A 21,000-nucleotide genomic window follows, 5' to 3' on the forward strand; every position below is an offset into this window, starting at 1 on the left:
ATGAAAGCAGTTAGAATGTATGCACCGGGGGACTTGAGAGTGGAAGAGGTTTCCATTCCGGAAATAGAAAAGGACGAGGTATTGGTAAAAGTCATGGCTGTGGGAATCTGTGGTTCAGATATCCCGCGGGCGAATAAATATGGGGCACATGTTTCCCCTATTATTCTGGGACATGAGTTTGGTGGTGTTATTGTAAAAAAAGGCGAGGAGGCCGGGAATTTTGAGATAGGGGACCATGTGACCGCTACGCCTTTGATCCCTTGTTATTCCTGCCACTGGTGCAGAGAAGGACAGTATTCCCTGTGTGATCATTATGACTATTACGGCTCCAGGAGAGATGGTGCCATGGCACAGTATATTGCTGTGAAGACAAGTAATCTGCTGAAGGTAGACAGAAATGTTCCTTTTGAAGATATCGCCACAGTGGACCCCTGCGCGAATGCACTTCATGCCATGTTTAAAGCAGGATTTCAGCCGGGAGAAAATGTCTGCATTTTTGGAGCAGGGGCAATTGGTCTCTTTGCTGTGCAGTATGCAAAAATACAGGGAGCGGGAAAGATCATCACAGTGGATGTATGGGACAAGAAGCTGGATATGGCAAAGGAAGAGGGGGCAGACTATGTCATCAACTCCCTGCACACAGATGTCATACAGGAAGTAAAAAATGCCACCGGAGGAATAGGAGCAGACGTGGTGATCGACTTTTCCGGTTCGCCGGCTGCGCAGAAACAGTGTATCCGCTGTGCCAGAAAACAGGGAAAAGTGGTTCTGCTGGGCATTTCCCATCAGGGGCTTGCCTTATCGGAAGAAGAAGTGGATTACGTGATGAGAAGCGAGATTGAGATTGTAGGGTCCTGGAACTCTTTTACCAAGCCGTTCCCGGGAAGGGACTGGACGGAATCCATCAAGCTTTATGAAAACGGCATGTCCGCTAAGGGCATCATCAGCCATAGGATCTGTCTGGATGATGTGCCTGAGGTATTTAAGAAAATTGATGCAGGCGGTTATTTTTTCAGTAAAATCATGATTTTTCCTAACGGACAGGAGGCAGCATGACAGAAAACAGAGAGATTTTAAGACATATTGATCATACCTTTTTAAAGGCCACAGCAGAATGGGAGGAGATTCGGAAGCTGTGTGAAGAGGCAGTTACATATGGAACAGCTTCTGTCTGTATACCTCCCTGCTATGTGGAAAGAGTCCATAAAAGCTTTGGGAACAGTCTGGATATCTGTACGGTCATCGGATTTCCCCTGGGATACAGTACCAGGGAAACCAAGGTATTTGAGGCAAAAGACGCGGTGTCAAAAGGCGCACGGGAAGTGGATATGGTCATCAATATCACAGATTTAAAAAATGGAGACACAAAGAAGGTGACAGATGAGATCCGTGCCGTAAAGGATGCTGTGGGAAATACGGTTTTGAAAGTTATAATTGAAACCTGCTATCTGACAGAACAGGAAAAGATCGCCATGTGCAGAGCAGTTACCCAGGCCGGTGCGGATTATATCAAGACCTCCACAGGATTTGGCACAAAAGGAGCGTCTATTGAGGATATTCGTCTGTTCAAAGAATATATTGGGGAAAATGTAAAAATAAAGGCAGCAGGCGGAATACGGACCCGGGAGGAGCTGGAGGCATTTCTTTCTGAGGGATGTGACAGGATCGGAACGAGTTCAGCGGTAAAACTTCTTACAGAGTCAACAGATTCATGACAGGCGGCAGATAAAGGCCGTAAGGGGGAAAAAGATTGAACAGACAATTACTTATGGCGGTGGATTTGGGAACCAGTTTTATTAAGTGCGGTGTGTATGATACAGAGAGTATCTGTGTGGAAGAGGCCATGGAGCCGGTGAAGGATGAAAGACCCTCACCGGGGGTATTTATCCAGAGAGGCGATGATCTGTTCGCTTCTGTTGTGAACTGTATCAAAGTGGTTTCTGAAAAACTTGGGGAGCGGGCGCAGGATATTGCTGCCATAGCCTTCACAGGACAGATGTCAGGGTTTATGGGAGTGGGGAAGGACTGGGAGGATATTACCACATGGTCCTGTTCCCTGGATTCCCGGTATATGCCATATGCAAAAAGGCAGATGGAGGAACTGAAAGACGAGTTTTTGGAAATCAGCGGGACGAATTTTCCGCAGATGGCACCCAAATATGAATGGTTTAAGACAGAATATCCGGAGCTTTCAAAGAAAATTGAAAAATACGTAATGATCAGCGGCTATGTGATCGGCAGGCTGGGGGAGCTTAAAATGGAGGAGGCTGTAATGGACCGCTCCTATGCCTCCTGGACAGGTCTTGCGGATATCAGGAAGGATAAATGGTCAGAAGAGATATGCCAAAGTATTGGGTTGAAAGAAAAATATTTGCCTAAAATGGTGGAGTCCAATACCATTTGCGGATACTTAAGCGGACGGGCAGCCAGAGAGGTAGGCTTAAAAAGCGGGATACCTCTTGTCTCCGGAGCAGGGGACAAAGTGGCCGGATGTCTGGGTGCGGCCAATGTAGAGGCCGGAGATATTGTGTTTGAGGCATCTTCATATGGGGAAATAAGCTGCTGCGTGGAGGAGTACCGTCCGGATATGCAGGAAAAGCGTCTGGATGTTCTGGCAGCAGCAGTACCCGGAAAATATTACGCCACACATTTTATTGCAGGATCCGGTATTACCCTGGACTGGTTTGTGAATCATTTTGTCAGAAAAGAGGAGTCATTAAAAGATGCCTTCAGCAGAATTGACAGGGCGGCGAAAGCGGTTCCCGCAGGCTGTGACGGCATGATGGCTTTAGGACTTCTGGGCGGCAGTTCCATGCCATTGATCGAAGAACTGAAAGGTCTTTTTATGGGGTTTGACTGGAGCCATGATGCAGGACATTTCTACCGTGCACTTCTGGAGAGTTTTTCTTATGATTTTTCCCTTGCACTGGAACGAGTGGACCATCACTATCCGGAATATCCGTGGGACAGGGTAAAGATGATCGGAGGAGGGGCGAAGTCTGTCCTTTGGCCGGAAATGGCTGCGGATATTACAGGGAAGACCCACTGCACCATGAATAGAGGTGACGTATCCATGTGGGGGGCGTGCATTCTTGCGGGAAACGCAGTTGGGATATTTGACAGCTTGGAGGAGACGACTAAGAAATATGTAAAGGTTTCCGGCATATATGAGCCAGGTGCGGAGAATTGCAATATATATGAGGGCAGAAAGCGTCTGTATAAGGCATATATGCAGGAATTTCCGGCATTTTACAAAAGACTTGAGAAATATTCATGAGGAGCAGCTCATCAGTATAGATGACTATGATCATAAAAGGACTGAATAGTTGTCTGGAGGATAAAATATGGAGAAGATAAATCTGAATCAGGGATGGAAACTGCATGATTCCCCTCTTTTCTGGGAAAAAGACAAACTGGAAGCAGTAAGATCATTTCAGGAAGGGTGGCTTACCTGTGATGTACCTGCAGATGTGAGAATGCCTTTGATAAAAGAGGGAATTATCAAAGACCCTGTAGTGGCGGATCATTGTCTGGAATCAGAATGGGTGGAAAAACGTGCATGGTGGTTTTTTAAAGAGTTTGAAATCTGCGGTCTGTCGGGAAAGACCGCAGAGCTGGTTTTGGAAGCTCTGGATACCAAGAGCGATGTTTTTATCAATGGTCAGTATGCAGGCAGTCAGAAAAGTGTGCACTATCCATTTGTCTGCTCTGCAGGACATATGCTGAGAGAGGGGAAAAACGAGATTGCAGTCCGGGTATCCACAGGACTTGAAGAGGTTACGGACGAACAGCTCTCCCAGATCAACTGGGCAGTATGCCGGGAAGATGACAATGGAGGAAAATGCAGAAGTGATTACCGAAGGGCCTTTGTGCGCAGGCCTCAGTACACGGTAGGATGGGACTGGGGGCCGCGGGTGGTTACCTGTGGAATCGTGGGGGATGTATATCTTCTTTGCAGTGAAAAGGCAGTGATCAGGGATGTGGAAATAAAGAACCGGCTTCGGGAAGATAAGGCTTTTTTGGAAGTGACAGCAGAGGTGGAAAGCCTGTCCATGGTTTCTACACAAAATTGTGATATAGAAGTGAAGGTTTTTTACGAAGAGCAGGTTTGTGCAGTATCTGTCCTGAAAGATCAGCTTCTGACTTCCGGCATGAATTATTTTTGTGTGGATATGGAGATAGAACATCCCAAGCTGTGGTGGCCAAATGGATATGGAGAACAGCCCCTGTACCGTGTCTCAGTGGAAATGACTTTGGATGGCGGGAGAAAGGAATGCAGGGAGATAACATATGGCATCCGCTCTCTGAGACTGGACACATCACCTATGGAAGGAGACAAGAGAAGATTCCAGTTCTATGTAAATGATGTACCTGTGTTCTGCAAAGGCGGAGACTGGATCCCAAATGATTCCATTTATGCAAGGGTGACGGACCAGAAGATAGAGAAGCTTTTGGAGGAGGCAGTGAATGCCAATTTTAATATGCTGCGCATCTGGGGCGGAGGACTGTATGAGAGAGAGTATTTCTATCAGCTCTGTGACCGGAAAGGAATTCTGGTATGGCAGGATTTCATGTTTGCCTGTGCCGCTTATCCGGACCATCTGGACTGGTTTTGCGCTGAAGTTGAAAAGGAGCTGGAATACCAGACCAGACGATTGAGAAACCATGCCTGTATAGCTTTATTCTGCGGAAGTAATGAGAACCACTGGCTTTTCAATCCTCAGGATAATCCACAGTGGCAGGTGGAATTTACGAGAGAGAAGCCTTTGGGTTTATATATTACGAATGTAATGGCGAAAAAAATCATACATGCAAATTGTGCGGATATTCCTTATTGGAATAGTTCTCCATATGGAGGGAAACTGCCGAATGATGATTCCTGCGGAGATGTTCACCGGTGGCATAACGGTTTTATGAGCATGGATATGGAGGAGAGGATAGAACCCGTACTGTATGATGAAGTACATTCCAGATTTGTGAGCGAATATGGTTGTGTAGGTCCGTGCTGTGTGGAATCCGTGAATGAGTATATGGACACAGACCAACCGGAAAGAACCGGTAGAGCGTGGGAAATGCATTGTAATGTCTTTGAGCGGGACAGCGTTTACGCTGGGATCCGAAAACATTATCTGGACAATCCCGAGAACCTGGATATGGAAGAATACTCACTCTATGGAGGTATGTTTCAGGCCCTGGTCCTGGGATACTCTCTGGAAGCGATACGGGCACAGATGGAATGCTATGGAGCTTTATTCTGGATGTATAACGACACCTGGGGAGAAAACGGCTGGACCATTATTGATTATTATCTGAGACGGAAAATATCTTATTATGCAGTGAAGCGGGCACTTGCCCCGGTCAAACTGGTCATGCGCTGTGAAAAGGACGAACTGGTCGTATGGGGACTTAACGATACCAATACCTGTACGGAAGCGGTGGGAGAACTGGGATACGTTTCCTTTGACGGAACGGTCCGGAAGCTGCGCCCTGCTGCGTTCAAACTTCCTGTGGCCTCCAGACAATGCGTGCTTCGGGAAAAGCTTCCCAAGGAGGATTATAAAAAAGGCAGTATCATGTTCTTTGCAGCCGATGGTCCGGCAAAGAGTGTATGCCTGAGAATGGGAGATATGCGGAATCTGGAGTTTGAAAAAAGTACCATTGAAATAGTACAGACAAAACAGACAGGCTGTTTTACTCATGTGACCGTGACAAGTACAGGCTATGTCCATGGGGCGTATGCAGAAGGAAATTATGTATGTACAGATAACTATTTTGACATTCTGCCGGGTGAAAAAAAGGAGATTCAGATAGAGAATCCAAAGGGACAGGAGATTCATTTCAGGCAGGTAAGATAAAGGGGGAAAACTATATGAATCAGACAGATAAGCTTCAGTCATTGTTTCCTATCGGCACGAAATATTCTGCTTACAGGGACAGAACCAGCAGACACTGGGAATATGATTTTCAGAATATGAAAGAGTGCGGTATGGATACCGTAAGAGTACATGCTACCTGGGGCACGATTGAGCCGTCAGAAGGGGAATTTGATTTTTCCTATTATGATGCGATCCTGGAAACGGCAGTGAAGCATGGACTGCAGGCGATTTTTACTTTGTACCTGGTATGTACTCCTGAGTGGGTATATGAAAAGCATCCGGACAGCCGCTATGTATCAGCATCCGGAACCGTGTGGACACCGCACCAGCAGGCAGATGCGGCAACAGGCGGATGGCCGGGCTTATGTCTGGACAGCGAGCCGCATAGGAAAACCATAGAAAACTTTATTCGGGCTTTCACAGAACATTATAAAGGCAACACGAATATCACAGCTTTTGATGTATTCCATGAACCGACAGAGGAACCGTCCCAGCAGTATTATCAAAATGAATGGAGAGAACTGGTATACTGTTACTGTGAACATTCAAAGGAGAAGTTTAGGTCATGGCTGAAAGAAAAGTACGGTACTTTGGAAAATCTGAATGATACCTGGACAAGACAGTATCAGAACTGGGCACAGGTAGAACCGCCTCGTTCTGTGGGAATTTATACGGATTGGCTGGACTGGAAATATTTCCGATCGGATGCCCAGGCAGATGCCATGAAATTTTTAAGTGATACCGTGAAAAAATATGATGAGAACAGATGCACTGTGGTCCATACTGCTATATACGAAACAGGGCATCCGGTAGTTACATCCAATGATCATTACAAGCTGGCCGGGACAACAGATATGCTGGGAAGCTCTATGTATGATTTTATCAACCCAGAAATCACTGCCTTTGTCTGTGATCTGCTGCGAAGTGCCGGCGGCAATGGGCCTTACTGGATCGGGGAGACGGGTACAGGGGCAGGTCCCATGTATGTCTTTATAGGGGAAAGATCAGAGGACAGCTTCTGCTTCTCCATCCCTATTACAGGAGCGGAGATCAAGCGCCAGACCTGGGGGCAGATTGCAAGAGGGGCAAAGGGTATTCTTTTTTGGGGGTGGAGGCCGGAGCTTTCCACTGTGGAGACCATTTCTCTTGGCTTTACGGAGAGAAACGGGGAACCGACCGAGAGATGCCAGGCGCTGAAAGAGTTTCATCAGGTTTTCGAGCCGTATAAGGAAAAAATCGCCAAGGCCATGGCACCCAAGAGCCAGGCAGCCATTCTCTATAATCTGGACAGTATTTTTACGGAGGGACTTATCTCCCTGGGGTTATCAGGAAGCTGTATGATCCGGAAGCAAAACAGATATTATAAGGATTCTCTCTCTTTGATGGGAGCCTATAAGCTCTGCATGCAGAATCAGATACAGCCGGATTTTGTGAGCAAAGAGCAGGTCCTTAGCGGGGAACTTGATAAATATCAGATTTTGCTGTTGCCCTATAGTATTAATCTGTCCTCAGACATGGCAAAGGAGATTGAAAAATTTGTAAGCAATGGGGGAAAAGTGATCAGCGACGGCTTGTGCGGATATTTTACAGATAAAGCATGGGGTGCAGAGATATGTCCTGCAGGCGGCCTGGACCAGGTGTTTGGTCTGCATGTGAGAAGCGATTACAGGACCATCAATGAGGAGGATATTATTCTGGAGGGCAGACGGTATGAGCATACTGCCAAGGTCATAGCAGAAAAACTGGTTCTCCATGAAAACGCAGAGGCAGTGGCCACACTTGCCGACGGGCTTCCTATTATGACAAAGAGCGCATACGGAAAAGGGAAGACTGTATATCTGGGAACTCTGTTTTTCGCAAATGCCATGTGGAATTATTCTGCGGATACGAACAGGCTTTTTAAGAAAGCGCTTGATATGGTGGGATATCATTCTCAGATACTCATAAAGGGACCGAGAGAGGAACAGAACATAGAAGTTCGTATTTTGGAGCAGGAAGAGGATAAATTTGTCTTTGTGATCAACCATGAGTCAGAGCATACAGGAGTTAGTCTCAGCCTGGACCTTGAATGGGAGGCAGAGGTGATTGATATGGTGACAAAAGAGCAGTGGCAGACAGGTGAGAGATTAGAGAAGGTTTGGAACCTGGAGCCGCAGGAGGTAAAGATTCTTTATTGTTCCAAAAAGTAAAATTAAAAATACCCGACAGGCACAAAGCGGAGGCAGGCCTGCCGGGTATTTTCATACTTTTTTCTATATTAAAGTTTGTCACAGACAACAGTTCCTGTCTTGCCCTCAATTCCATCTTTTGCTTTCTGAAGCAGAGTGATGAGAGCCTTTCTTCCTGGTTTTGAGGAAGCGAAATCAATGGCTGCTTCCACTTTCGGAAGCATGGAGCCGGGTGCGAACTGTCCTTCTTTGGCGTATTTTTTTGCCTCAGAGGTGGATATGGCTGACAGCCAGGTCTCATCCTCTTTGCCGAAATTGATGGCAACCTTTTCTACGGCTGTAAGGATGATGAGATAGTCAGCGTCCAGTTCTTTAGCCAGCAGGCAGCTTGCAAAATCTTTGTCAATGACTGCGCTGGCGCCTTTTAAATGATTTCCTTTCAGCGTCACGGGAATTCCGCCGCCGCCGCAGGCTATGACTACCTCACCGGAGTCCACCAGGGAGCGGATCGCTCTGATCTCCACGATCTCCTGAGGTTTCGGGGAGGCGACGAAGCGGCGCCAGCCTCTGCCTGCGTCCTCACGCATGATGTGGCCGTATTTTTCAGCGATCTCTTTGGCCTCTTCCTCGCCCAGAAACTTTCCGATGGGTTTGGAAGGATTGGAAAAGGCCGGGTCATCCTCATTGACGCGAACCTGTGTGACCATAGTGGATACCGGGATGTTGTCAATCCCCCGGTTCAGCAGCTCCTCACGCAGAGCATTCTGCAGATCATATCCGATATAAGCCTGGCTCATGGCAACACAGACAGAAAGCGGAGTGTTGGGCTGTGCTGCATCTTCCCTTGAAAGGGCTGCCATGGCGTTGTTGATCATACCCACCTGCGGGCCGTTTCCGTGAGTGACGATAACCTGGTGGCCTTCTTCGATCAGGTCCACAATGGCTTTCGATGTTACTTTAACGGCTGCCATCTGTTCCGGAAGGGTATTGCCCAGGGCGTTGCCGCCCAGGGCGATGACAATTTTTTGTTTCTGCATAGTAAAAACCCCCTGTTCTTACATTTGTGACAGCATATTATTTGAATTTACGCGGCTGTTCTCTTTCTTCTAGCTTTTTCAGGATCTCTGCCGGGTCATCAAATTTGCTGAGCATGATCATGGCAGCAATGATGTATGGCTTGAAGCTGGCCTCCTTGTACAGGGGTGTGCGGTAACGGTCGAATACGGATGCGTCCACTTCACCGGATTCACAGCTCAGACCAGTGATATCAGCAGGCAAGCAGTGCAGATAGAGTGCTTTGCCGTCTTTTGTTGTCTTCATAAGCTCCTCTGTGCAGGCCCAGTCTTTGTGCTGCGCGTTCTGTGCCAGAAGTTCTTTCTCTAATTTATTGATGCCGTCAAAGTCGCCCTTTCCGTATAAATCAGTTCTCTCTTCCATAGCTGCAAATGGTGCCCAGCTTTTTGGATATACGATATCAGCGTCTTTGAACGCTTCTTCCATGCTGTTGGTACGTTTGAAGCTGCCGCCGGTCTTCTCAGCGTTTTTCTTTGCCACTTCCTCAACCTCAGGCATTACCTCATATCCCTCCGGATGTGCCAGAACCACATCCATGCCAAAACGCGTCATCAGACCGATCACACCCTGGGGAACGGAGAGTGGTTTGCCGTAAGATGGGGAGTAAGCCCAGGTCATAGCCAGTTTTTTGCCCTTTAAGTTCTCCACTCCGCCGAATTCGTGGATGATGTGGAGCATATCGGCCATACACTGGGTGGGGTGGTCAATGTCGCACTGCAGGTTCACAAGTGTGGGGCGCTGTTCTAAAATGCCGTCCTCATAGCCTTCTTTGACAGCGTCGGAAACCTGGTGCATGTAAGCATTTCCTTTTCCGATATACATATCATCACGGATACCGATAACGTCTGCCATGAAGGAGATCATGTTGGCAGTCTCACGCACGGTTTCCCCGTGGGCGATCTGGGATTTGCCTTCATCCAGATCCTGTACCTCCAGGCCCAGCAGGTTGCAGGCGGAGGCAAAAGAGAAGCGGGTACGGGTGGAATTGTCACGGAACAGGGAAATGCCCAGGCCGCTCTCAAATACCTTTGTGGAAATATTGTTTTTGCGCATAAAACGCAGAGCGTCTGCCAGGGTGAATACAGCCTCCAGCTCGTCATCTGTTTTCTCCCAGGTAAGGAAGAAGTCATTTTCGTACATTTCTTTGAAATTCAGTTTGTTTAATTTATCGATATAATCCTGTAATGTTTTCATGGTATGGGTATCCTTTCTTTTATAAAAATTTATATGATCCGTGATCCTTATTTACAGTATTCAGTGGGAAGTGCAGCATACACAGCAGCACATCTTACAAGATCCTCTTTCCAGGTCTTCTCGTTGGGAGCGTGTGCCTGAGCTTCTTTGCCGGGTCCGAAACCGATGCAGGGAATGCCGAAACGGCCCATAATGGAAACTCCGTTGGTAGAGAAGGTCCATTTGTCAATACGCGGCTCTCCGTACAGCTCGGTGTAAGCGGCTGCCATAGCCTCTGTCACTTTGTGATCCTCCGGGATCACCCATGTTGGGAAATAACACTCTGTTGGGTAAGTGAGACCGGTCCAGGACGGGCGCTCATAATTGTACATGGATACCTTAGCGCCGTATTTTTTTACAGACGGAAGGGCGCGGATCTCATCCAGGCAGCTTTCCCAGGTCTCACCGGCAGTCATGCGTCGGTCGAGGGAGATCGCACAGGAATCAGCAACTGCACAGCGGCTTGGGGATGTGAAGAAAATCTCGGAGGTGGTCACTGTGCCGCGGCCGAGGAAACGGGCTTCCTTCCACTCCTTGTTGTATTTCTCATCCAGCATTTTAACCAGGCCTTTGATCTCTGTGGAGTCCTCAGCATCATTTTCATTTAAGTCACGTACTTCCTGGAGGATGTCAGCCATTTTATAGATGGCATTGTCACCGCGCTCCGGAGCGGAACCGTGGCAGGAGACACCTGTTACATCCACACGGATCTCCATACGGCCTCTCTGTCCTCGGTAGATGCCGCCGTCTGTAGGTTCTGTGGAAACGACAAACTCCGGTCTTACTTTATCTTCGTTGACGATGTACTGCCAGCACAGGCCGTCACAGTCTTCTTCCTGGACTGTTCCAGTTACCAGCACAGTATAGCGGTCATCCAGCAGTCCCTGGTCTTTCATGATCTTGGCGCCGTAGACAGCGGAGACAATGCCGCCGAGCTGGTCTGAGGTACCGCGTCCGCCGATTTCTGTGTCCGATTCAAAGCCTTCATACGGATCAAAATCCCAGTTGTCACGGTTGCCGATTCCTACGGTGTCAATGTGGGCGTCAAAGCCGATGAGTGTCTTTCCGGTTCCCATATATCCTAAAATATTGCCCATGGGGTCAATGACAACCTTATCAAATCCCAGAGCATTCATTTCCTGCTCAATGCGTTTTACATGGCCTTCCTCGCCTACGCTTTCACCGGGAATCCTGACCAAATCCCTTAAAAACTTTGTCATAGCCTGCTCATAACCCTGTGCTGCTTCTTTGATTTTACCGTAATCCATGATAATATCCTCCCAATACATTTTTTTGATTTATAATTAGGCAGCTTTTTCATATCGTGATAGCTGCTGTAATTGTTTCCGTTCCCTTATTTTTTAAGGGGATTCATATTCTAACTATGCATGTGAACAGGAACCATTAATCATATTGTTTTCCATCCCATACAATTTCTTTGTAACGCTGAGGGTCTGTATCGCCCTCTGTGGAAAAGAGAAGAACCGTTGAATTTTTATCCAGCTTCAGCAGCTCCCGCAGATCTCTGTATTCTTCCTGTTCCATGACTGCGCTCAGAAGTCCCATGCCTACAGCGCCGGATTCCCCGCTTGTCACCTGTGGGTCTCCCTTTACGGGGGCGGCCAGCAGACGCATGCCTCTGGCGGATACCCAGTCAGGGCAGGAGGTAAATACTGACACGTGGTTTTTCAGAATATCCCATGAGATCGTGTTTGGTTCTCCGCATGCAAGGCCTGCCATGATGGTAGGCATATCGCCGTCCACGATGCGGATACTGCCGTCAGCAGCCTTGGCGCCTTTGTAGAGGCAGGCAGCGGAATCAGCTTCCATCACCACAACCACAGGCGGGTTGTCAGGATAGCGGTTGGCGAAATATCCCTGTACGGCTCCGGCAAGGGAACCAACGCCTGCCTGGATGAAAATGTGTGTTGGCCGGTCACAGCCGTATTCCCTGAGCTGTTCGTCAGCCTCAGAAGCCATGGTTCCGTACCCCTGCATGATCCAGGAGGGGATTTCCTCGTAGCCGTCCCATGCGGTATCCTGTACCATGACACCGTTTGGCGTCTGCTCTGCCATTGCGTTTGCCCGGCGGACGCATTCATCATAATTGACATCCGTGATGGTGGCGTCAGCGCCTTCTTTCAGGATATTTTCAAGCCGCGTCTGTGTGGAGCCTTTGGGCATGAGGACTACGGATTTCTGTCCCAGTCTGTTGGCAGCCCAGGCAACACCGCGTCCGTGATTGCCGTCTGTTGCAGTGAAAAATGTGGCCTGCCCGAATTCTTTTCTAAGCTCTTCAGAAGTGAGGACCGCGTAGGGAAGCTGGCTTACATCCCTGTGGGTCTGTTTGGCAATGTAGTTTGCCATGGCGAAGGAGCCGCCCAGTACCTTGAAGGCATTCAGGCCGAAGCGGTAGGATTCGTCTTTTACAAAGAGTCCTCCAAGACCCAGATATTCGGCCATGTGGTCAAGCTTTGAAAGCGGTGTTTTGCTGTACTGCGGAAAGCTTTCGTGAAATGCCCTGGCCTTTGCTACATTTTCCAGTGACATGATCGGAAGAGAGGTGTCTGCCGTCTTCGGCATACGGTTCTCTGCCCATTGGATTTCTTTCATTTTTTTTGTTCCCCCTTTTCTTTATTCACATCGGTATAGCTGTATAAAGTATATTTGGAAATGCCAAAATAAGTTGCCACCTTATCGCCGGATTTGGTGATGAGGAAAGCGCCGGAGTCATTTAGGAACTGGATGGCTTTTACCTTGTCTTCCTTGGTCATCAGTGCAACCGGTTTGCCTACCAGATTCACGGATTCTTCGATGAGGTGGTCCAAGAGGTCATTCACATTGTGGGTGATCTCAGGAGCGGCCTCTTTTTCTTTTTCCTCGTCTGTGTCAGTCAGATTGTGGATGGCGGCTTCTAAGGTGAGAAGCTTGGTAATATCATAATTAATACCCAGAATATAGTGAAGCTCCTCAGCTTCATCTTTTATGTAGAAAGTGGAAGACTTCAGGACCCTTCCGTCTGCTGTCCGGGTCAGATAACCGGTTCTGTCCGTCAGATTTTCCGGGTGTGTTTCCTTCAATGCTTTCAGCACCACATTTGACGGGCCGTCTCCCAGTTGTCTGCCGGAGACATGACCGTTTTCCAGATAGACGATAGAGTGTTCCAGGTCTTTGGTCTTTAAGTCGTGTATTACGATTTCGCAGTCCGGCCCGAACTGTCTGACAAGGCCGTCTGCCACCTGTTTCAGTAATTTCAATCTGCCCATGAGAAAGCTCCTTTCTGACAGGTTTTCCTTTTTCTTGTTAATTCCATCATAGCATACTTTTTTGAGATTGCAAGAGATTTTTACAAAAATTTTTAGGTTATCTAAAATATTTTTTAAAAAGTGCTCCGAATCCCTTGTAATAAGGGTCTGCAGGTGTTATAGTTAGGATATCAAAGCCACATTTACAGCGAAAAGAAGAGCAGTAAGATCCATTTGTTTGGACTGCTGCAAGGGAGACAGAGACATGAGAGAGAGAACATTAAAGCTGGTGGTTACGTTCGGAACCACCACCAGGGCCATGGCAATGGAAAAGATGTGCAGGGAACAGGGGCTTCCCGGGAGACTGATCCCTCTTCCGAGAGCAGTTTCTGCCGGATGCGGCCTGTCCTGGTGTACAGAGGTTCAGGAAAAAGAGAGAACGGAGAAAATGATGCAGGAGCGGGAAATCCTGTATGAGGGTATTTACGAAGTATTGGTGTAGGAAAAGGGAAAGGAACCATATAGGAGGTTCCGGATGGGAGGTTTTTATGTATACGTTCTATGTAAACGGAAAAGAGTGTAGAAGTGAAAAGGAAGGCAGGCTTCTGGACTATCTCAGGGATGAACTGGGGCTGACAGCAGCCAAGGAGGGATGCAGCGAGGGCGCCTGCGGAACCTGTACCGTGCTGGTTGATGGGAAAAAGATGAAGGCCTGTGTAGTCAAGCTGTCAAAAGCGGACGGCAGGCATATAACAACCGTGGAGGGAATTCCGGAAGAGGAGATGAAGGTATATGTTCACTGCTTTGCGGAAGCCGGTGCGGTACAGTGCGGTTTCTGCATCCCCGGAATGATCATTTCCGCAAAATCCCTGCTGGATGTAAACTTAAACCCTGACAGACAGGATGTGAAGAAGGCGATCCACGGCAATATCTGCCGCTGTACAGGATATAAGAAGATAGAGGACGCTATTCTCATGGCAGCGGATTTTTTCAGAGAAAAACGTGAAGTACCACAGGAAGAGGAAGAAGGCGGTATAACCCGCAGGTTCAAACGTGTGGACGCGGAGGAGAAGGTTCGGGGAACCGGCAAATATGTGGATGACATTGTCCTGCCGGATATGGCCTATGCAAAGGCTCTCCGCTCTCCGTATCCCAGATGCCGGATCAACCGCATAGATATAGGAAAAGCACTGGCTCACCCGGACTGTGTGGCTGTCTATACGGCAAAAGACGTGCCGGAGAATATTTGCGGACATATTAAGAAGGATTGGGATGTCATGATCCCTGAAGGCGGGATCACAAGATATGTAGGGGATGCGCTGGCCCTTGCTGTGGTGAACCACAGGGAAAGCTTAGATGAAGTGCTGGGTCTCATAGAACTGGATGCGGAGGAACTGCAGCCTGTGACAGACCCCAGAAAGGCACTTGAGGAAGATGCGCCGAAAGTACACGAGGAGGGCAATCTGCTGGCTAAGAAACAGTGTATCCGGGGAGATGCGGATACGGCTGTGAAGAATTCAAAATATGTCGTCACACGCCATTACAGTCTTCCTTTTACAGACCATGCATTTATGGAACCGGAATGTGCCATTGCCTTTCCCGAAGGGGAGGATGGCGTACATCTGTATACTTCGGGCCAGTCTGTCTACGATGAACAGAGGGAGATATCAGGGATCCTTCAGATTCCCCCGGAGAAGGTGATCGTGGAATCCATGCTGGTAGGCGGCGGTTTCGGCGGCAAGGAGGATATGAGTGTGCAGCATCACGCGGCCCTCTGCGCCTGGCTTCTGAAACGGCCGGTCAAGGTCCGCTTTTCAAGGGCAGAGAGCCTGATGTGCCATGTGAAGCGTCATGCCATGGAGATGGACTTCACCACAGCCTGCGATGAAAACGGATATCTGACAGGAATGAAGGCTGTGCTCTATGCGGATACAGGGGCTTACGCATCCCTGGGAAGCCCGGTTTTGGAGCGAGCTTGTACCCATGCGGCAGGACCTTATAATTATCAGAATGTGGAGATCATCGGATATGGTGTATATACCAATAATATTCCGGCAGGTGCATACAGAGGATTTGGTGTGACCCAGAGCTGCTTTGCCACGGAATTCAATCTGGATCTGCTGGCAGAGCAGGTGGGCATCACTCCGTGGGAAATCCGCTACAGAAATGCTATCCGCCCCGGTCAGACACTGCCAAACGGCCAGATCGCCACACCGGACTGTGCCCTGGCACAGACACTGGAGGCAGTAAAGGAAGTATATGATTCCCATCCCTATGCAGGGATTGCCTCCTGTATGAAGAACAGCGGGATCGGTGTTGGAAATCCGGACATAGGCCGCTGCAGCCTGAGGATTCGGGACGGAAAAGTCCAGGTGCTCACCTCCGCGGCCTGCATGGGACAGGGAGTAGGCACGGTGGCCATTCAGATCGTCTGCGAAACCACAGGGCTTAGGGCTGATCAGGTGACCCATAAGAAGGCAAATACCATAGACACACCGGATTCCGGGACCAGTACGGCATCCCGCCAAACGCTTTTTACTGGGGAGGCCACACGAAAGGCAGCGCTTAAATTAAAGGATGCCCTGCAGGATAAGAAATCCCTGGATGAACTGGAGGGACAGGAATTTTATGCGGAGTATACAGGAGTGACCGATGCCATGGGTTCAGAGAAAGAACATCCTGTGAGCCATATCGCATATGGATATGCAACCCAGGTGGTGATCCTGGACGAGAGCGGGAAAGTCACAGAGGTGGTGGCAGCACACGATGTAGGTACGGTGATCAATGTACAGTCCTGTGAGGGACAGGTGGAAGGCGGCGTAGTTATGGGGCTTGGTTATGCATTTACAGAGGACTTCCCTATGGTGGACGGAAGGCCGGTGCTGAGTTACGGAAAGCTGGGACTTTTCAGGGCAACCGCTGCGCCGGATATCAAATCTATTCTGGTCACTTCCCCGGAAGTGCTGACCGAGGCTTATGGGGCAAAGGGTGTGGGAGAGATTTCCACAGTGCCCACAGCACCTGCATGCGCACATGCCTACTACAGACTGGACGGAGTGGAGCGGAGAAAACTGCCCCTTGAAAATACATTTTACAGGAAAGAAAAGAAGAAAGGATGAGGCCATATGAAGCTGCTTTTGCAGAACGGAACAGTTGTGAACGGACAGGAAAGCGGAAGAAAGGATATTCTCATTGACGGGGAGACCATATGCAGAGTGGGGAAGGATATACCGTCTGGGGAGGCTGATGAGACGGTGGACCTGGAAGGGAAACTGGTATTCCCGGGATTCATCGACGCACATACCCATTTTGATCTGGAGGTATCAGGAACCGTAACGGCAGACGACTTTGCCAGCGGGACCATTGCTGCCATAGCCGGAGGGACAACGACGGTGGTTGACTTTGCAACACAGAATAAAGGGGAGACCCTGCAAGAAGCCCTTGAAAACTGGCACAGGAAGGCGGATGGAAAATCTTCCTGTGATTACGGTTTCCACATGGCCATTTCCGACTGGAACGAAGAGACTGCTGCCCAGATCGAGGATATGATAAAGGCAGGGGTGACAACCTTTAAGCTGTATATGACATATCCTGCAATGAAGCTTAATGACGGTGAGATATACGAGGTTCTGAAACGTCTGCAGGACATGGGCGGGATCGCGGGAGTACACTGTGAGAATGCTGATATTATCGACGCCCTGGTCCGTGAGGCAAAAAAAGAGGGCAGGCTGGATTCCGATACACATCCCAAAGTACGCCCTGCCCGGCTTGAGGCTGAGGCTGTGCACCGACTGCTGGTGACTGCGCGGACTGCGGGTACTCCTATTATTGTTGTGCACCTGACCTGTGAGGAGGCATACCGGGAAATTGAGAAGGCCAGGGCAGAGGGGCAGGAGGTATACACGGAGACGTGTCCCCAGTATCTGCTCATGGATGACAGTCTTTATGAACAGGGTGGTGCTGAGGCGGCAAAATATGTGATATCTCCGCCTCTTCGGAAGAAAAAAGACCAGGAATGCCTTTGGAAGGCGCTGAAAGAGGAACGGATCCAGACAGTTTCCACAGACCACTGCAGCTTTACCACAGAGCAGAAGGCCATGGGAAAAGAGGATTTTACAAAAATACCCAACGGTATGCCGGGTGTGGAGACAAGGGGAACACTTCTCTATACCTATGGGGTGAGGGAAGGTAAAATCTCTCTGGAGCAGATGTGCCGCCTTCTGTCTGAGAATCCGGCAAAGCTGTATGGAATGTACCCGGAGAAGGGCTGCATCGCCCCGGGAAGTACAGCGGATCTGGTCGTTATGGACCCGGAAAAAGAGGCAGTGATCTCTGTTGAAAGTCAGCACTATGCCATGGATTATGCTCCCTTTGAGGGAAGAAAAATAAAAGGATGTATTGACAAAGTCTATTTGCATGGTACTCTTGTAGTAGACAAAGGTGCAGTACAGATTGAAAAGGCGGGCAGATATGTGCCCAGAAAAAAATATACGGCACCTCAGTAAGAAAAGAGGAAAAGGTGACATATGGAGCAGAGAATTGATGCAAAAGGGCTGGCCTGCCCAAAACCAGTGATCCTGGCAAAAAAGGCGATAGATACATGTAACCGGGGTGATGTTGTCCTCATCACAGTGGATAATGTGATGGCTGTGGAAAATCTGCGCAAGCTGGCTGCGTCACAGAGTGCAGAGTATGCCTCTGAAAAGCTGGGAGAAAAGGAATACAGTATAAGGATCACAGTGACCAGTGAAAGAGAAGAACGGACAGAGCAGGAGATCCCTGTAAACTGTGCGGTTCCCGCCGGGGACAATACTGTAGTGGTGATTTCCTCAAAAGAGATGGGAAACGGAGACGCGGTATTGGGGAAAATCCTAATGAAAGGATTTATCTATGCCCTGACACAGCTTCCCGTACTTCCCAAAACAGTGCTTTTATATAATGGAGGCGCACATCTGTCCTGTGAGGATTCAGAGTCCCTGGAGGATCTGAAGCTGCTGGACAGGGAAGGTGTGGAGATTCTCACCTGCGGGACCTGTCTGAATCATTACGGGATCGGGGAAAAACTGGCTGTGGGCAGAGCGACCAATATGTATGAAATTGTGGAAAAACAGGCAGACGCAGATAAGATCATACGTCCATAGGACAATGACAAAAGCAGGTTAGGAGTAACCGTTCAGTTTGTCTGAGCGGTTACGGTTAGGAGAGAACGGATCATGAGACCAATTGTAGTAAGAGGCGGCGGCGACTTGGCAACAGGAACCATCCACCGCCTTGGCAGAAGCGGATACCCTGTTGTCATACTGGAGACTGACAGACCTTCCGCAATCCGAAGGCTCGTGGCTTTTTCCCAGGCAGTTTATGATGGGGAGACAGAAGTGGAGGGCATGGTGTGCAAAAGGGCGGAGAGTGCCGAGGAGGCGCTCGCTGCTGCGGCTCCTATGTCCCCGGTGCTTTTGGTGGACCCTGCGTGTAGTTCCCTTGCTATTCTGCAACCGGAGATCCTGATTGATGGGATTCTGGCAAAGCGGAATCTAGGCACCAGAAGGGATATGGCAGAACTGACCATTGCCCTTGGGCCTGGATTTGAAGCAGGACGTGATGTGGACTATGTGGTGGAGACAAAGAGGGGGCACTATCTGGGCAGAATACTTAAGACAGGCTGTGCCATAGCGAATACAGGGGTGCCTGGTATGATAGGCGGCTATGGAAAAGAGAGAGTGATCCATTCTGACCGGGCCGGCATCTTCCGGGTGAATGCCTCTATCGGCGACTGGGTGGAGGCGGGAACTCCGGTGGGATATGTGGAAACCCCGGACGGGCAGCGTTATCCCCAGAAAACGGTGATTTCCGGTGTGCTCAGGGGGATCCTGCCGGACGGCTACCGGGTGACAGCGCATTTTAAATCAGCAGATGTGGACCCCAGAGAGGAATCCAGAGCACACTGTACATTGATTTCAGATAAAGCCAGATGTATTGCCGGCAGTGTACTGGAGCTGGTAAGTGCCTTTGAAAAGGGTGTACTGAGATGAATAAAAGTTTATTGGAAATGTTGAAAAGTACAGGGAAATGGCCGGAAAAGCCGGTGATCTCCCTTGTGGGCGCAGGGGGGAAGACCACCTGCGCTTATCTGTTGGCCGAGGAATTGGCAGGGCAGGGCAAAAAGGTGCTGGTGACCACTACCACCCATATGGAACATCCCGGTTTTCTGGGAAGAAACGGAGTTATAGATAAGTGCCCGGAAGAGATAGGGGCTGCCCTTGAAAAATCCCTGATCGTGACTGCCGGGACATCCGGCCCCGGGGGAATGAAAATGAAAGCTCTGCCCAAGGCGGTGTTTTCCGCAGTGCTGCCTTTTTTTGATGCGGTCATAATAGAGGCGGATGGCTCTAAGCGGCATCCGTTTAAAGTTCCGGCTGCCCATGAACCGGTGATCGTTAATGAGACTACACATATTATGATACTGGCCGGCATGCCGGCAGTTGGCAGACCTCTCAGGGATATCTGCTTCAGGATAGAGGAGGCGGAAAAACTGCTTTTGGAAAAAGGGACAGTGGGAGACATGCTGTGTCCGGATCTGGTGCTGACACCGGGACTTGCAGGAATTCTGCTGGAATCCGGATACGTTAAGCCGCTTAAAAAGAAGTTTCCGGGGGCAGCACAGATGATCCTGCTGAACCAGACCGGGGACAGGAAAGCGGTGGAAGAAATGCAGGAACATACCAGTGTACCGGTATACGCAAGACCCTCTGACCCTACAACGGCCAATGGGAAAATACACTTGATCTTACTGGCCGCAGGCTTTTCCAGACGTTTCGGGGAGAATAAACTGCTCTATGAACTGGACGGCAGGCCTATGTATGAGTATCCCATGGAGGTTCTCAGAGTGCTGAATGAGTGCAGAAGAGACATAGTCTCTGTCTGTGTGGTGAGCCAGTATGGGCTGATCCTGGAAGCAGCCGCAAAATACGGTTTTTGCCCTGTGGAGAATAGAGAGAGTGCTCTGGGCATTTCCTCCTCCTTGAAGCTGGGGATCAGAGAGAGCAGGAAAGCGGGCGGCTCTGAAAAGACAGAGGAACATTTTTACTGCTTTTTTGTGGCTGACCAGCCCCATCTGAGGGCGGATACAGTGAATCGTTTTCTGGACGGATTTTTGAAAAGCGGTAAAAAAATCGGCTGTCTGGCAAAAGGAGATACCACAGGCAATCCGGTAATCTTTCATGAAAACTATATTCCGGAGCTGATGGGGCTTGAAGGGGATACAGGAGGAAAGAAGGTTTTGAAAAGACATCCGGAGGATGTGTTTCTCTGTGATGTGGGAGAGGTGCTGCAGCTTCACGACTATGACAGCAGGGAGTCTCTGCGTGACAGAAAGATAGAATGAGTAAATGAGCAGAAGGTGTGCAA

Annotated in this window: 16 protein-coding genes; 11 read left to right on the top strand and 5 right to left on the bottom strand. The window is 49.1% G+C overall.

Annotated elements, in window-relative coordinates:
• From BLCOC_RS09025 to BLCOC_RS09045, 5 genes are all read left to right on the top strand, one after another.
• Positions 1 to 1,056, top strand: coding sequence for a galactitol-1-phosphate 5-dehydrogenase (locus BLCOC_RS09025; protein ID WP_026255288.1), 1,056 nt, complete (start codon positions 1 to 3; stop codon positions 1,054 to 1,056).
• Positions 1,053 to 1,715, top strand: coding sequence for a deoxyribose-phosphate aldolase (gene deoC, locus BLCOC_RS09030; RefSeq protein ID WP_115625082.1), 663 nt, complete (start codon positions 1,053 to 1,055; stop codon positions 1,713 to 1,715). The genes BLCOC_RS09025 and deoC overlap by 4 nt, the downstream gene beginning before the upstream one ends.
• A gap of 35 nt (positions 1,716 to 1,750) precedes the next feature.
• Positions 1,751 to 3,277: a xylulokinase gene (locus BLCOC_RS09035; RefSeq protein ID WP_131918316.1), complete on the top strand. Its 1,527-nt coding sequence runs from the start codon at positions 1,751 to 1,753 to the stop codon at positions 3,275 to 3,277.
• A 67-nt stretch (positions 3,278 to 3,344) separates the two neighbouring features.
• Positions 3,345 to 5,855: a glycoside hydrolase family 2 protein gene (locus BLCOC_RS09040; protein WP_115625084.1), complete on the top strand. Its 2,511-nt coding sequence runs from the start codon at positions 3,345 to 3,347 to the stop codon at positions 5,853 to 5,855.
• Positions 5,856 to 5,869: 14 nt separating this feature from the next.
• Complete coding sequence (locus BLCOC_RS09045; protein WP_115625085.1) at positions 5,870 to 8,065, top strand: beta-galactosidase; 2,196 nt, start codon at positions 5,870 to 5,872, stop codon at positions 8,063 to 8,065.
• 68 nt (positions 8,066 to 8,133) lie between these two features.
• On the opposite strand, the gene arcC is transcribed toward BLCOC_RS09045, so the two are convergent.
• The 5 genes from arcC to BLCOC_RS09070 form a co-directional block, all read right to left on the bottom strand.
• A complete protein-coding gene (gene arcC / locus BLCOC_RS09050) occupies positions 8,134 to 9,081 on the bottom strand; it encodes a carbamate kinase (protein WP_018593499.1) in 948 nt (315 codons plus the stop codon).
• Positions 9,082 to 9,118: 37 nt separating this feature from the next.
• Complete coding sequence (gene ygeW / locus BLCOC_RS09055; protein ID WP_018593498.1) at positions 9,119 to 10,312, bottom strand: knotted carbamoyltransferase YgeW; 1,194 nt, start codon at positions 10,310 to 10,312, stop codon at positions 9,119 to 9,121.
• A 47-nt stretch (positions 10,313 to 10,359) separates the two neighbouring features.
• A complete protein-coding gene (locus BLCOC_RS09060) occupies positions 10,360 to 11,619 on the bottom strand; it encodes a YgeY family selenium metabolism-linked hydrolase (protein ID WP_018593497.1) in 1,260 nt (419 codons plus the stop codon).
• A gap of 136 nt (positions 11,620 to 11,755) precedes the next feature.
• A complete protein-coding gene (gene dpaL, locus BLCOC_RS09065) occupies positions 11,756 to 12,964 on the bottom strand; it encodes a diaminopropionate ammonia-lyase (RefSeq protein WP_115625086.1) in 1,209 nt (402 codons plus the stop codon).
• A complete protein-coding gene (locus tag BLCOC_RS09070; protein ID WP_018593495.1) occupies positions 12,961 to 13,617 on the bottom strand; it encodes a helix-turn-helix transcriptional regulator in 657 nt (218 codons plus the stop codon). The genes dpaL and BLCOC_RS09070 overlap by 4 nt, the downstream gene beginning before the upstream one ends.
• Positions 13,618 to 13,861: 244 nt before the next feature.
• Here BLCOC_RS09070 and BLCOC_RS09075 point away from each other — a divergent pair, with 244 nt between their 5' ends.
• The 6 genes from BLCOC_RS09075 (at position 13,862) to yqeC (ending at position 20,977) form a co-directional block, all read left to right on the top strand.
• Positions 13,862 to 14,098 (top strand): putative Se/S carrier protein, encoded by a 237-nt coding sequence (locus tag BLCOC_RS09075; RefSeq protein ID WP_018593494.1) that lies wholly within the window; start codon positions 13,862 to 13,864, stop codon positions 14,096 to 14,098.
• 46 nt (positions 14,099 to 14,144) lie between these two features.
• Complete coding sequence (gene xdh, locus BLCOC_RS09080) at positions 14,145 to 16,715, top strand: selenium-dependent xanthine dehydrogenase (protein ID WP_115625087.1); 2,571 nt, start codon at positions 14,145 to 14,147, stop codon at positions 16,713 to 16,715.
• A gap of 6 nt (positions 16,716 to 16,721) precedes the next feature.
• On the top strand, positions 16,722 to 18,101 hold the full coding sequence (gene hydA, locus BLCOC_RS09085; RefSeq protein ID WP_115625088.1) for a dihydropyrimidinase: 1,380 nt from the start codon (positions 16,722 to 16,724) through the stop codon (positions 18,099 to 18,101).
• Positions 18,102 to 18,122: 21 nt separating this feature from the next.
• Positions 18,123 to 18,737, top strand: a complete 615-nt coding sequence (gene yedF, locus BLCOC_RS09090) for a sulfurtransferase-like selenium metabolism protein YedF (RefSeq protein ID WP_018593491.1) — start codon at positions 18,123 to 18,125, stop codon at positions 18,735 to 18,737.
• A 72-nt stretch (positions 18,738 to 18,809) separates the two neighbouring features.
• Complete coding sequence (gene yqeB / locus BLCOC_RS09095) at positions 18,810 to 19,625, top strand: selenium-dependent molybdenum cofactor biosynthesis protein YqeB (RefSeq protein ID WP_029469772.1); 816 nt, start codon at positions 18,810 to 18,812, stop codon at positions 19,623 to 19,625.
• Entirely contained in the window at positions 19,622 to 20,977 is a 1,356-nt protein-coding gene (yqeC, locus tag BLCOC_RS09100; protein ID WP_115625089.1) for a selenium cofactor biosynthesis protein YqeC, read from the top strand. The genes yqeB and yqeC overlap by 4 nt, the downstream gene beginning before the upstream one ends.
• Positions 20,978 to 21,000 lie beyond the last annotated feature (23 nt).

Source organism: Blautia coccoides (assembly GCF_034355335.1).
GTDB classification, from domain to species: domain Bacteria; phylum Bacillota; class Clostridia; order Lachnospirales; family Lachnospiraceae; genus Blautia; species Blautia producta.

Excerpts from the sequence above, each read along its gene's own strand:
- BLCOC_RS09025 (WP_026255288.1), top strand. The coding sequence starts at position 1 with ATGAAAGCAGTTAGAATGTATGCACCGGGGGACTTGAGAGTGGAAGAG.
- deoC (WP_115625082.1), top strand. The coding sequence starts at position 1,053 with ATGACAGAAAACAGAGAGATTTTAAGACATATTGATCATACCTTTTTA.
- BLCOC_RS09040 (WP_115625084.1), top strand. The coding sequence starts at position 3,345 with ATGGAGAAGATAAATCTGAATCAGGGATGGAAACTGCATGATTCCCCT.
- BLCOC_RS09045 (WP_115625085.1), top strand. The coding sequence starts at position 5,870 with ATGAATCAGACAGATAAGCTTCAGTCATTGTTTCCTATCGGCACGAAA.
- arcC (WP_018593499.1), bottom strand. The coding sequence starts at position 9,081 with ATGCAGAAACAAAAAATTGTCATCGCCCTGGGCGGCAACGCCCTGGGC.
- ygeW (WP_018593498.1), bottom strand. The coding sequence starts at position 10,312 with ATGAAAACATTACAGGATTATATCGATAAATTAAACAAACTGAATTTC.
- BLCOC_RS09060 (WP_018593497.1), bottom strand. The coding sequence starts at position 11,619 with ATGGATTACGGTAAAATCAAAGAAGCAGCACAGGGTTATGAGCAGGCT.
- dpaL (WP_115625086.1), bottom strand. The coding sequence starts at position 12,964 with ATGAAAGAAATCCAATGGGCAGAGAACCGTATGCCGAAGACGGCAGAC.
- BLCOC_RS09070 (WP_018593495.1), bottom strand. The coding sequence starts at position 13,617 with ATGGGCAGATTGAAATTACTGAAACAGGTGGCAGACGGCCTTGTCAGA.
- BLCOC_RS09075 (WP_018593494.1), top strand. The coding sequence starts at position 13,862 with ATGAGAGAGAGAACATTAAAGCTGGTGGTTACGTTCGGAACCACCACC.
- xdh (WP_115625087.1), top strand. The coding sequence starts at position 14,145 with ATGTATACGTTCTATGTAAACGGAAAAGAGTGTAGAAGTGAAAAGGAA.
- hydA (WP_115625088.1), top strand. The coding sequence starts at position 16,722 with ATGAAGCTGCTTTTGCAGAACGGAACAGTTGTGAACGGACAGGAAAGC.
- yedF (WP_018593491.1), top strand. The coding sequence starts at position 18,123 with ATGGAGCAGAGAATTGATGCAAAAGGGCTGGCCTGCCCAAAACCAGTG.
- yqeB (WP_029469772.1), top strand. The coding sequence starts at position 18,810 with ATGAGACCAATTGTAGTAAGAGGCGGCGGCGACTTGGCAACAGGAACC.
- yqeC (WP_115625089.1), top strand. The coding sequence starts at position 19,622 with ATGAATAAAAGTTTATTGGAAATGTTGAAAAGTACAGGGAAATGGCCG.